This window comes from Cohaesibacter marisflavi (genome assembly GCF_900115225.1).
In the GTDB taxonomy this organism is placed as follows: Bacteria; Pseudomonadota; Alphaproteobacteria; order Rhizobiales; family Cohaesibacteraceae; genus Cohaesibacter; species Cohaesibacter marisflavi.
The window spans coordinates 294,112-306,487 of the sequence record NZ_FOVR01000002.1 but is presented as its reverse complement, the minus strand read 5'-3'; the positions used below and the strand labels follow the sequence as shown (position 1 = coordinate 306,487).

General features: G+C 55.5%; 10 protein-coding genes. 2 read left to right on the top strand and 8 right to left on the bottom strand.

All coding sequences use genetic code 11. The features are described from left to right. Positions 1-183 precede the first annotated feature (183 nt). Positions 184-1,071: a LysR substrate-binding domain-containing protein gene (locus tag BM258_RS04830; protein WP_090069525.1), complete on the top strand. Its 888-nt coding sequence runs from the start codon at positions 184-186 to the stop codon at positions 1,069-1,071. A gap of 20 nt (positions 1,072-1,091) precedes the next feature. Here BM258_RS04830 and BM258_RS04825 read toward each other — a convergent pair whose 3' ends face one another. Genes BM258_RS04825 through BM258_RS04815 form a run of 3 tightly spaced genes read right to left on the bottom strand, consistent with a single transcriptional unit; the run spans position 1,092 to position 4,303 of the window. Next, entirely contained in the window at positions 1,092-2,618 is a 1,527-nt protein-coding gene (locus BM258_RS04825) for a DHA2 family efflux MFS transporter permease subunit (protein WP_090070370.1), read from the bottom strand. A 54-nt stretch (positions 2,619-2,672) separates the two neighbouring features. Further along, on the bottom strand, positions 2,673-3,842 hold the full coding sequence (locus BM258_RS04820; RefSeq protein WP_244544597.1) for an HlyD family secretion protein: 1,170 nt from the start codon (positions 3,840-3,842) through the stop codon (positions 2,673-2,675). Continuing rightward, a complete protein-coding gene (locus BM258_RS04815) occupies positions 3,839-4,303 on the bottom strand; it encodes a MarR family winged helix-turn-helix transcriptional regulator (RefSeq protein WP_175527923.1) in 465 nt (154 codons plus the stop codon). Before BM258_RS04815 ends, BM258_RS04820 begins: the two co-directional genes overlap by 4 nt. 473 nt (positions 4,304-4,776) lie before the next feature. Here BM258_RS04815 and BM258_RS04810 point away from each other — a divergent pair, with 473 nt between their 5' ends. Continuing rightward, on the top strand, positions 4,777-6,723 hold the full coding sequence (locus tag BM258_RS04810) for a GNAT family N-acetyltransferase (protein WP_090069519.1): 1,947 nt from the start codon (positions 4,777-4,779) through the stop codon (positions 6,721-6,723). A 32-nt stretch (positions 6,724-6,755) separates the two neighbouring features. Here the strand turns inward: BM258_RS04810 and BM258_RS04805 are convergent, their stop codons facing one another. The 5 genes from BM258_RS04805 to BM258_RS04785 form a co-directional block, all read right to left on the bottom strand. After that, positions 6,756-7,703: a dihydrodipicolinate synthase family protein gene (locus BM258_RS04805; protein ID WP_175527922.1), complete on the bottom strand. Its 948-nt coding sequence runs from the start codon at positions 7,701-7,703 to the stop codon at positions 6,756-6,758. A 1-nt stretch (position 7,704) separates the two neighbouring features. Continuing rightward, the gene (locus BM258_RS04800; protein ID WP_175527921.1) at positions 7,705-8,976 is read right to left on the bottom strand and encodes a four-carbon acid sugar kinase family protein; all 1,272 of its coding nucleotides are present in this window, start codon (positions 8,974-8,976) and stop codon (positions 7,705-7,707) included. Between the two features lie 97 nt (positions 8,977-9,073). Then, on the bottom strand, positions 9,074-10,147 hold the full coding sequence (locus tag BM258_RS04795; protein WP_175527920.1) for a sialidase family protein: 1,074 nt from the start codon (positions 10,145-10,147) through the stop codon (positions 9,074-9,076). A 182-nt stretch (positions 10,148-10,329) separates the two neighbouring features. Continuing rightward, positions 10,330-11,355: an ABC transporter ATP-binding protein gene (locus tag BM258_RS04790; protein WP_090069509.1), complete on the bottom strand. Its 1,026-nt coding sequence runs from the start codon at positions 11,353-11,355 to the stop codon at positions 10,330-10,332. Continuing rightward, complete coding sequence (locus tag BM258_RS04785; RefSeq protein WP_090069506.1) at positions 11,352-12,371, bottom strand: ABC transporter ATP-binding protein; 1,020 nt, start codon at positions 12,369-12,371, stop codon at positions 11,352-11,354. The genes BM258_RS04790 and BM258_RS04785 overlap by 4 nt, the downstream gene beginning before the upstream one ends. Positions 12,372-12,376: the final 5 nt, after the last annotated feature.

Sequence of the window (12,376 nt, the reverse complement as noted above, 5' to 3'; positions counted from 1 at the left end):
TAATTTTTGCTGGATACCGCGCGCTGCCTCCAAACAGCTTGCACGGAGTCCCTCCCTTTTTGGCCCTGCCCTTTGACTTCAAACAAAAGAGCAGTTCCCTCCGGTTAAAAATGTTGTAAGAATAAATATCTTTATGGAAGCGAAAAATTCTGGTTGTTAGATTAAGAAAAACTGGATGAAGTAATGGACACCCGGCAGCTTAAAACTTTAGTCGCAATTACAACTTACCGTACTTTCAGCAAGGCAGCCGAAATAGTGGGGCTTACACCTTCAGCTGTCAGCCAGCAGATCCAGGCACTGGAATCCGAGCTCAATGTGAAGATATTCGAGCGCGCATCCCGCCCGCCAAGCCTGACCACAGAAGGAAGGCAAGTTCTTGAATTAGCAAAAGAAATTTTGCACCTTGAAGAAAATACGATTGCCGGACTGAGAGGCAGGAAGATGTCGGGGACCATCCGGCTTGGCACGGTCCGGACCAGTGCCCTCAACTTGCTACCTCAAGCTGTAGTTGCAATGCATGACAAATATCCGGCCTTGAAAATCAATTTGAGGGTCGGATTTTCCTCTGCAATGATCTCGGATGTCGCTTCTGGGCGTCTCGATGCCGCAGTCGTTGCGGAGCATGTCAGTTTGCCCCCCCAACTAAGGTGGAGTCCCTTTTTGCACGAGCCCCTTTGGATAATCGCACCCGAAACAGTCACGGAACGAGATCCGATTCATCTGCTGGGCAGCTATCCCTTTGTCAGATTTGCCACCAATGTTCCCTTGTCGAATCTGATCGATACCGAAATTTCCAGATTGGGAGTCGTTACACTGGATGTGGCAGAAATCGATACGATCGGCGCGATTGTCACCTGCGTACGGCAAGGGCTGGGCATCTCGGTGGTGCCACATTCTGCGGTTCAGTCCCCTGATGCAGACAGGGTTATAAAACTGCCCTTTGGCAATCCGCATATCACGCGCCGCATCGGCATCGTCGAGCGAATCAATGCCCCTCGTGGAGAGGTGATCGAGCGATTGCACGCTTTGCTCGCCGAGCTTTGTGGCGAATATGGTGTCCAGCGCGATTGACGATCCGCACCAGCTCCTCCTCAGGATTCCTTGACGGGTTGCTTCTTGGGTTTGCGTAGCAGAACCAGAAGCGGAATGGAAACCAGACTCAGAACCGCCATCAGCCAGAAGTCATCGATATAGCTCAGCATCGCCGATTGCTGGGTTACCAGCGCATTGACCTGGTATATGGATGTTAGCACCCCGGAAAGAAGGCCTGGAGCATGTTGGTGCACCGCGTCAGACGTGATTGTGATACGGCTGGCCAATTCGGCATGGTTCACCTGCATCATGTGGGTGAGCACAGCCGAAACCACAGACACGCCTATCCCCTGCCCCATATTGCGCACCAGAGCATACATGGCAGTTCCGTCCCCGCGTAGCTTTGGCGAAAGGGTCATGAAGGCCATCGTGGAGAGCGGAACAAAGATGAAGCCCATACCGAAGCCCTGCAGGGCACCGGTCAAAATGATCGGCCAGGACCCCATCTGCAGGTTAAAGCCGGTCATCATCCATAGCGAAACCGTCATCACCAAGGCTCCGAAAACCATCATCAGGCGTAAATCAACCCTATGGCTCACGCGCCCGACAATCATCATGGCAACCATGGAGGCGACCCCTCGTGGCGCCATGAGCTCGCCGGAGGAAAGCACGGAATAACCGAGGAAATTCTGCAGCAGCGGCGGCAGAAGCGCCAGACCGGAAAACAGGGACAGCCCGATCAGAAACATGACAACAGAGGCCAGGGCAAAGTTCGCGTCCTTGAAGATCCGCAGATCAACAAAGGGGTTTTTTGCGGTCACCGAGTGGACCACATAGACCCAAAGACCGGAGACCACGAGCCCGAGTTCGATCCAGGTTTCAATGCTTTCAAACCAGTTGTTGTCGGAGCCACGATCGAGCATCAACTGCAGCGAGCCGACACCGAGCGCAAGCATGGCGAAGCCGAAAAAGTCGAAATTCCGCTTCCGAACATCAGAGTTCGGCATATAGATAAGCAACATGACGATACAGAGGATACCAACAGGCACATTCACCAGAAACACCCAGCGCCAGTTGACACTCTCGGTCAGCCAACCACCAAGGGTTGGCCCGATGATCGGGGCCACCATGATCCCCATGCCGTAGATCGCCATGGCTTGCGCCAGACGTTCCTTGGGGTTGATATTCATGATCACGGTCTGCGCCAGCGGCGCAATCATGGCGCCACACAGCCCCTGAAGGATGCGGAAGGCAACCATCTCGCCAAGGCTGGTGGCGATGCCACACAGGGCCGAGGCCACCGTAAAGCCCGTCACGGCAAAGAGGAACAATGGCTTTTGCCCGATCCTGTCGCTGAGCCAGCCCGTAATGGGGGTGGCGATGGCTGCCGCCACGATATAAGAAGTCAGAACCCAGTTGATCTCATGCTGAGCGGCACCAAGCGATGCAGACATATGCGGCAGGGCTACGTTTGCGATCGTCGTATCGAGCACCTGCATGATCGTGGCCAGCATCAGCCCGAAAGTCAGCAGCGCTCTATTGGCGACCACCACAGCAGGTTGTGAATCGGATACGGAGTGAGACATGCCTGTTTCCCCTGCAGACCGGGCACCCATGCGGATGCCCGATGCATGATGTCCTTAAATGCCCTTGAGTTTATCCAGAGTGGACTGGCCTTTGTCGACGCTAACCACTGCACTCATGCCCGAGCGCAAGTTCGACGTTTCGGGCGCCTGTTCCAGTTCGATGCGCACCGGTACACGTTGAACGACCTTCACCCAGTTGCCGGTTGCATTCTGGGCGGGGATCAGGGCGAATTCTGCCCCTGTTCCAGCGCTGATGCTGCTAACCTTGCCATCGAAATGGGTACTCGGATAAGCATCAAAGGTTATTTCCACCGGCATGCCTACCTGGATGCCTTCCAGTTGGGTTTCCTTGAAATTGGCTTCCACCCAAGTGTCATCTGCTTCAAACAGACTGGCCATTGCACTGCCTGCGGTAACAAATTGGCCAACATTCATGTCATCCACTTGCGCAATAACGCCAGAGCTTGGAGCCTTGATAGTGGTCTTCCTCAGATTGCGCTCGGCCAGTTCCAGCTTGGCAAGCTCGGTGCGAACCGTTGGATGCTCGTCTGTTTGGATGGAGGGATTTCCGCCCAGCGCAGCCCTAGCGCTATCCACCTGCTTTTCCGCTGTGGTAACGGCATTCTTTGCTGCCAGAAGGGAAAGCTTGAGTTCATCCAGTGTGGAGCTCGAAGCAATGCCCTTTTCAGCCAGAATGGCGCGGCGATCATAGAGTTCCTGTTGAACGGCAAGGGTATCCCGGGCCGACGCCAGAGAGGCCTCTGCGGTGTGGAAGCTCACTTTCAGCTGCTCTACATCCAGACGTGCCTTGGCGAGCGCAGCCTTTTCCTCATCCACGGCGATCTGGAAAGGCTCAGGGTCGAGCGTGAACAAGACGTCGCCAACAGAAACATGCTGGTTGTCCTTCACACCAACAGAGGCGATCCGGCCCGAAATATCCGCCGAGATGGCAACCTTTGTCTGATGCGCATAGGCATTATCGGTTTCTTCAAACCGTCCTCCGGTCAACCAGACCCAAAGGCCGCCCAGCACGATGAGCAATGGCACGGACACCATGAGGAGAAGCCGACCGGGCCTTCTTTTGCTCGTGGCTACAGTATCGTCTTCAGATTGAGGCATCGGTGCAGAAGCGGGAATGCGGTCTTCACTCTCGGGAGTGGACGCATCGCCTTCAATTTCCAATTCGGTCACATTGTCTGCAACCGTTGTGGTGCGAGCACTCATTTCTGTGATTCCTTGTTTTCGGGAGACATATCAATTAGCTGGTTACGGATGCTTTTCAGGCTTTCCATCAGGATTTCCCTGTGCCCATCCTCCAGGTTACCGAGTATCTGGTCAAAGAGTTCGCGGCTGATGCTACGCGCATGGATGAAAAGCTCGCGGCCTTCCGGCGTAATGGTTACCAGCTTGGCACGGCTATCGGCAGGATCCTGAACGCGTTTAACCAGTGCGCGTTTCTCCAGCCGGTCCAATATGCCGCTGATGGTCATCGGATCGCTATCGATGGCCTGCGCCAGTGTTGCCTGCGACAAACCGTCAGGATGATGTGACAGATGCCCGATGACACGGGCCTGCTGTAACGTCAGCCCACAGGACTTGGACCGCTCTTCATAGCGGCGACGAAACAGGCGGGACACTTCGAACAGAAGGTAGCCCACATGCTGTTCGGCTTCCTTCATATCCATGCAAACCTCAAGAGACCAAATCATATGTGTACTTATAATAAGCGCATATATGTTGTGGATTTCCCTTGAGTCAATGCAGAAGAGCTTGCAATTTCTGCATAGCACCCGTGTAGCCGGAATTAAGGTACGACTCAGGCCAATCGAAATTCTTAAAGCGGTTATAAACCCGTAACCAAAACCCTTGTGTTTTAAAGAAAAACAGTAGGGTTACTCTTGCGGCGCGAACATAGTCAGACAGCGCCGATTACGTCACCGTAGCGACATACACATCCGTTTTGCCATTCGTAATTGGCAGAAACAATTTCGACAGAAATGACCAATATATCCTCGCACATATCCTCTTACATTTTCGTCCTAAAACTTGCATTTTTCGATATTCAAACCTCAAGCAACAGTATATAGGACCATCGCTCTCTATCTGGGACTCTTGCGGAAATGGGAGCCTGTCTCAACCGTGATCGTGAGTGCATCCCATGCCATCGCATCCTCTTTCCCAAGTCCTCATTCGTCCGGCCAATATGGACGACCTTTCCGCTCTTGTGACGCTAGAAGACCGCTGTTTTGATAGCGACCAGATCAGTCGCCGTTCCTTTTCTTCTTTCATGAAGACAGACACAGCCCGCCTTCTTGTGGCAATTGGCGAGCAGGACAGGCTGTTCGGCTATGCCTTGATCCTCACCCGACAGGGCACATCTGTCGCGCGTCTCTATTCGATTGCCGTGGAGCCGGAGGCTCGCGGGCTTGGCATTGGCTCCCAGCTTCTGGGGGGTGCCGAGGCTATTGCCAAAGAGCTGGAATGCGACCGACTGTCGCTGGAGGTTCGCGCCGATAACAGCAAGGCGATCAGTCTTTACCAGCGCTATGGCTTCGTGCCGGAAGAGGCCTTGCCGGGCTATTATGAGGATGGCGCAGACGGGCTTCGCCTTTTGCGCGTGCTTGAGCATCTGCCCCATGGCTCCAAACCGGCCAACCGCACCCGCCTGCCGATCATTCTGGTGGATCAGCTCAAGGATCTGGAAACACCGCCTAGCGGCTCGCTGGTCATGACTGTGCGCCAATATCTGGCGCTCGAACATGGGGTTCCGGGGCGACGCATCATCAACCTGTCGCGCTCCTATGAACCATTATCCCTTGGCTATTATTGCAGTCTGCTGGCCGAAGCCCGCAAGGAACGCTGCCTGCCAGAAGCCGATGCACTGCTCGACATCAACTGGAAGCGCATCCATCGACAGGCCCTCCTGCGCCTGGATCAAATGCTTGGCAGCATGCAGGACAAGAGCTTCCCCGCTTCCATAGACATCTATTTCGGCCGCACCTCCGAACGGCGCTTTCGCGACATTGGCAAAACGGCTTTCGACCTGTTCCGCTGCCCTGCCATTCGCATCACCTTGCAAGAAGACGCGAAATTCAGGATCAAGGAAATCGAAGCGGTTGCCATTCACAAGCTGGGCGAAGATGAAAAGCCGCGCTTCCTGTCGGCCCTTAGCGCCTTTCTCAAAGGCAGTCTACCCAAACCGTCAATCCGCAAGCTGCCTTCCGCCGTCGTGGCCATTCTTGCCAATCCGGAAGAAGAGAGCCCTCCGAGCGATGCCAAGGCGTTGGAGGCATTCGCAGCTGCCGCTGAAACCGTGGACGCACGCGCTGAATTCATCACCGCGAAGGATTTCGGACGCCTGCTTGAATTTGATGCCCTATTCATTCGTGAGACAACGGCTCTCAACCATCACACCTATCGCTTTGCCAAGCGGGCGCAGCGTGAGGGGATGCCCGTTATCGATGATCCACATTCGATCCTGTGTTGCACGAACAAGATCTATCTGGCGGAACTTTTGAAGTCGAACAGGATCCTGACGCCCAAGACAACGATCTTTGACCGCCCGCGTCTAAAGGCGCTCGTCGACGCGTTCGAGTTTCCCGGCATTCTGAAAATTCCCGATGGCTGTTTCTCCAAGGGCGTACACAAGGTGTCGAGCCGCGATGAGCTGAACGATCTCAGCAAATCGCTGTTCCGCAAAACGGATCTTCTGATGATTCAGGAATTCATGCCGACGGATTTTGACTGGCGGATCGGGGTGCTGGACGGGGAAGCGCTCTATGCCTGCAAATATTACATGGTGAGCGGCAACTGGAAGATCTACGAATATGAAAAGGACGGCACCATCCAGTCAGGCGACTCGGAAACGATGCCCATCTCAGCCGTGCCTGTTGACGTGGTCGAAACGGCCATTCGCGGCACCCGGTTAATCGGCAACGGCTTTTACGGAGTGGACATCAAGGAAACACCGAAAGGGCCGTGCATCATCGAGATCAACGACAACCCGTCCGTTGATTATGGCATTGAGGATGATGTGCTGGGGGCGGATCTCTATCAGCGCTTGATGGCCGTGCTGGTCAGCCGCATCGGCCGGGGACGCGTTTAAGAAGCCCCAGTGGAGAGGCATCAAGGCATCCATCACACGATCTGATATTTCTCGACGATGGCGCACAGGGCTTCTTCCTGTGCGCTGTTGGGGCGCGGAAAGGGCTGGCGCCCGAGACCGACGCTGTTATCCATCAAATAGAGAAGTTGTTTGACCCACAGGGCCATGGGCCCCAATGCCAGCAGATCGGCGCGCAGTTCAGACAGCAGGGATTGCCATTTCAGTGCCTCCTTGCTGCTGCCATTGGCAAAGGTAAGACAGAGATTATTGAGCGTTCGGGGCAGGATATTCCCCAGATCAGACATACATCCTGCTGCCCCATGGGAAAGCGCCTCACAGATGAGGGAATCCGTGCCCACATAATGCACAAAATCCGCATTGTCCGCTGCGATATCCAGATAGGCCCGCATTCGGGCTCCATCGGTGCTATTGTCCTTGATGCCCTTGATGTTGCTGTGGGACGCCAGTTGCCCAACCACCTCTGCCGAAAGAGGCCGCATGGTGATGGCAGGCGCATTGTAAAGATAAATCGGCATCTGCAAGCTGTCGGCAACCTTGCTGTAATGCAGGAACACATCCTCATCCGGGCAATCGGCAAAATAGGGGGCGAGCACGGTTGCACCATCCACTCCGAGTCCGGAGATATCCTTGCCCACCAGAATGGACTGGTAGGTGGAGGGCATCCCGATATTGGCCAAGACCTTGACGCGCCCGTCTGCTTCTTCAACGATTTCGGCGCAAAGGCGCACTTTCTCCGCATGGGTCAGGCAGGTAAAATCCCCTTGCGTGTCCCCCACGAGAATATTGTTGCCGAAGCTGATCTGCCGCCGGACCTGATTTCTCACCGCAGAGTAGTTGATCGTGTCATCGCGGTTGAAACAGGTAATAATGGCAACGTAAGCCTCGGCCCTCGCGGGCTGTCCGGTTGTCTCTGGTGCCACATGCGGCATGTCCTGCTTTGCTATGCGAAGGTCTTCCATCTCATTGAGCTTTTCTGATGGGGTTGCGCGTTTGAGCCTGAATATCGAGCAGTACGGCATCATCGCCAAAGCCACCGGCCTTGGAGATGAACCATTTCACATCCACCTTGTCGGACCGGCAGGCCCCGAGTACGACGCCCGGCAGTAGCTCGTCGGCAAGATCAATGGCCTCAATGCCGAGCGCGGAGGCAACAGAAATGGCGGTTTCTCCCCCCGTGCTGAACACGGTTTTGCAATGCTGGCTCTGGCAAATATCAAGCGCAGCCTGCCCGACAAGAGCGGCGATGCGAGCGCCTTCTTCTTTGCTTACCCGCGCGGCGACGCTGCTGTTATCCATGCGCAGAAGGATGTCGCCAGATCTGCCTCCGTTCGTCTCAAGCTGTGCGCAGCAGAGACCGCCCACGTCCTGCGGCTTGGCATCGGGAGGGACTATGATGGATTGGTAGTCTCCCAGCTTTTCAGCGACCTCCGCCTGTCGCAGCGATGGCTTGGCAAGGCTGCCGACGATGGCCAGCAGAGGCCCGTCCAGAATAGTACCCTGCCGTCTGGTGGATTTGCTTTTTGGTGTTGCCTCGGAAGCCGCCAGCGCTCTGGCAAAGCCCCCTGCTCCCACGGGCAAACAGTCGGCCTGCAATGCAGCTCTGGCCAGCGTTGCCAAATGGGTTTCATTGACCGCATCGGCAATGATCAGCCGGGCTCCGGCTATGATATGCGCCTTGATGGAGGAGACCAGCGCCTCCTCTCCGGCTTCGCAATCGGCAATCGTCAGTCCAGCGGTGACAAGGCGTGACTGTTCGCCGAGCATGCAGGCGATGTTCGAGGTCGAGATCGGGTGGAAAGGGTCTTTGCCAATATCTGTCTCATGCAGAGGCACGCCGGACAAAAAGATGGTTCCCTCGCGGCAGGTGCGTCCGGTTTCGGGCATGGCGGTGCAAATGAGCGCGGCGGCTTTACCGGTTGCCTCAAGGGCGGCCTCGATTTCGGCGCCGGGATTGCCGCGCATGGTGGAATCGATCTTCTTGTAAAAGCGCTCATATCCCTTCTGGCGGCAAATGCCGATCACATGGGCCACCGTGGCCGCTGCCGCATCCGGAGCCAGAAATCGGGTTTCGGAATTGATGGAGACGTTCCCTTCGAGCAGTCCTTCGTCATGCAGGGACGGGAAATGAAGGAGCAACTTGATCTGCTTGCCAAGCCGCGAGAAATGCACCCCGGAATCCCCTGCGCCGGTGAAATCATCTGCGATGATCGCCAGTTTCTGATCCTGTTTCACCCTTTCCCCCCACAATGTTCCAAGCCCGTTCTTGTCTTCTTCAACTCTTCTTCAGGCCTTCTTCAACTATGTTGCCATTCCCCTTTTCCAGCCAAACTCACATGCTCAGCGTGACGTGTTTGATATAGTCGCGCAGGTAGGAATAGCTGATATGGAGGCGCCCATCGGATGTCTCGATGATCGAGGGATAGGAATAATCCCCCCGGAAGGCGCCCTTCTTGTCATGAGCCGACAGAAGGTGAGCGTCTTCTTCGACGACCAGCTCCTCTTTCCAGCTTTTTCCCAGATCGGTCGAGCTGGCAATGATGAGCGGATTGCGCGGCACGCCCCAGATGGCACTGTTTTCGGTTACGTCGCATTCAGCCAGAAAGGCTTCCTTATCCTGCACCCAGGGCGGCACCGCACTTTCGCAATCGCGACCAGCAGCGCTGATATGGTTGTAGATGATAAGCAACCGGCCATCGGACAGCTCGGCAGCCTGAATGGACGAATTGTTGTTGGGCAATGGCGTTGGTTCCGGCGCAGACCATGTCAGGCCGCCATCATCTGAAACAGACCGGAAGATATTGTCCGCCCGGCGGCTGCGATAGAAAGCCACCTTGCAACTGGGCTGGATATTCATATGCACGCAGCCCTCGCTTCTGGGCACGCCTTCAAGGCGCCAACTCATACCGCCATCATCGGAAATCTGCACCAGTGAACGGTCATCTCCAAAGGCGTTTTTCATGCTGGAAAACCAGATCGGCAGCAGAAGCTTGCCATCGGGGTTGACCACTGGCGGATGGCGAATGAAGGTGCCTTCCCGCGCAAACAATGTTTCAATCGGGGCCCAGCTCTGCCCCTCATCATCCGAGCGGCGCAAGCGCACAATGGCGGTTCCCTGATCTGTCTTGAGTTGAGCCGTATAGAGCAGCCAGATCTGTCCGGAAGGATGGCGGAAAAGGGCCGGATTTTGCTCGGAGCGGTTGGCATCATCGCTCATCTTGACCGCATCGCTCCATGTCTTTTCAGTATGATCAAAACGGGACAAATAGATGGAGATATCGGATGAGCCCTCCATGCTGCCACCGAACCAGGTGCACAGAAGATCGCCACTCTCCAGCTTCAGAAGATTGGATGCATGGTTGCTCAGGCATGGGGTCGGAATGGCTCTGCTTTCAATTATTTTCATGGCGTTACCTGGCTTTGCTTTATGATCGGCGCCACATGCGATGCCCGGCAAGATTCTCGGCATAATAGGTGGCGAATAGGCATAAACGGGTAGTACGCACGGGCGAAAGCGGTTGGTCTGCCGCCCGCGTTGTCAGTGTGGTCCTGCGAAATGGGGCCATCGGGATTGCTCAAGAGCCAAGGTCAGGCGTCTTCAGTTTCCAGTTTTTCTTCCATGGCAATCTCGTCCAGACGCAGGCAGGCGACCTGATGTCCATCGCCATAATCCTCCAGTTCCGGTACGGATTGCGCACAGGCATCTGTTGCGTAGGCACAACGCGGGTGGAACCGACAGCCGCTTGGCGGATCAATGGCGTTGGAAACATCCCCCTTGAGAATGATCCGCTGGCGTTGGCGTTCGATATCCGGATCTGCTTCCGGCACGGCCGACAGCAGCGCCTTGGTGTAGGGATGCAATGGCCTCTTGAACAAATCCTTCTTTTCGGCAATCTCCATGATCTTGCCGAGATACATCACTGCAATCCTGTCGCTGATATGGCGTACAACGGCCAGATCATGGGCGATGAAGAGATAGGTGAGATTGTATTTCTCCTGAATATCCATCAAGAGGTTGATGATCTGGGCCTGAATGGACACATCAAGCGCGGAAATAGGTTCGTCACAGACGATGAATTCCGGATTGCACGCAAGAGCACGGGCAATGCAGATCCTCTGACGCTGGCCGCCGGAGAATTCATGCGGATAGCGATTGGCGACATTGGGATTGAGCCCGACATCGCGAATAAGCTGGGCAATTCGGCCTTGAATCTCATTGTCAGGGCAGATTTTATGGACCTTCATCGGCTCAGCCAGCGCTTCACCGATGGTCATGCGCGGATTGAGCGTTGAATAGGGATCCTGAAAGACAATCTGGGCCCGCTTGCGCATGGCGCGCAGCTCCTGTTTGGACAGGGAGGCCAGATCAACCCCTTCAAATTCGACGCTTCCGGACGTGGAGCGATAGATCTGCAGGATCGTGAAACCAGTCGTCGATTTGCCGCATCCTGACTCGCCTACGAGCCCCAGGGTCTCGCCCCTGAATATATCGAAACTGACGTCATCGATGGCATGCACGACCGCTTTCTCACTTCCGAAAGCGCCGATCTTGATGGGGAAATATTTGACAAGGTTTTTCACCTTGACCAGTGGCTGCTTGGCTGCACGCGTCATAGCATCCCCCCCTCTTTGGGCTCAGCAGGCTCTTTGGTTACATCCACCCAGCAGGCGATGCGATGGTGCGGGTTGGCGCCAGCGCCGGAGACCGGCTCCAGTGGTGGTATCTCCTTGGTGCAACGCTCCTTGCGATAGGCGCAGCGCGCGGCAAAGGGGCAACTTTGCGGCTCCACAAACAGATTTGGCGGAGCCCCCGCAATGGAAGGGAGCCGACTGCCTGCCTCGGTCTTGATGCTCGGGATCGATTTGAGCAGACCGATGGTGTAGGGGTGACGCGGGCTCTTGTAGATTTCATCCAGAGGCGCTTCTTCCACCACACTGCCGCCATACATGACCATGATGCGATCCACCATGCCAGCCAAGAGGCTAAGGTCATGGGTGATCCAGATGATCGACATGTTGAGCTTTTCACGCAGTTCCTTGACCAGTTCCACGATCTGGGCCTGAATGGTCACATCAAGGGCCGTAGTCGGCTCGTCGGCAATCACCAGCTCGGGCTCGCCCAGCAACGCCATGGCGATCATCACGCGCTGGCGCATGCCGCCCGAGAGCTGATGGGGATATTCATGTAAGCGATGCTCGCTGTTGGAAATACCCACCAGATCGAGATATTTGGCCGCCTGCTTCATGGCATCGGCCCGGCTCATCTTCTTGTGATAGATGATGCCCTCGCACAGCTGCGCACCGATCTTCATAAACGGATTGAGCGAGGTCATCGGATCCTGAAAGATCATGCCGACCTTGGAGCCGCGCACCATGTTGATTTCGCTGGCACTGGCTTTGGCCAGATCCTTTCCTTCCAGCAAGACTTCGCCCTGGGTGATCTGGGCCGCTGGTGGCAACAGTCTGATCAGGCTCATCATGGATACGCTCTTGCCGCATCCGGATTCGCCAACCACACCGAGCATTTCCCCCTTGTCGAGCGTGAAGGAAACACCGTTTACCGCGTAAAGATAGCCATTGCGCACCTTGAAGCGCGTATGCAGATTGTTCACTTCCAAAAGTTTGGTCAAAGCGC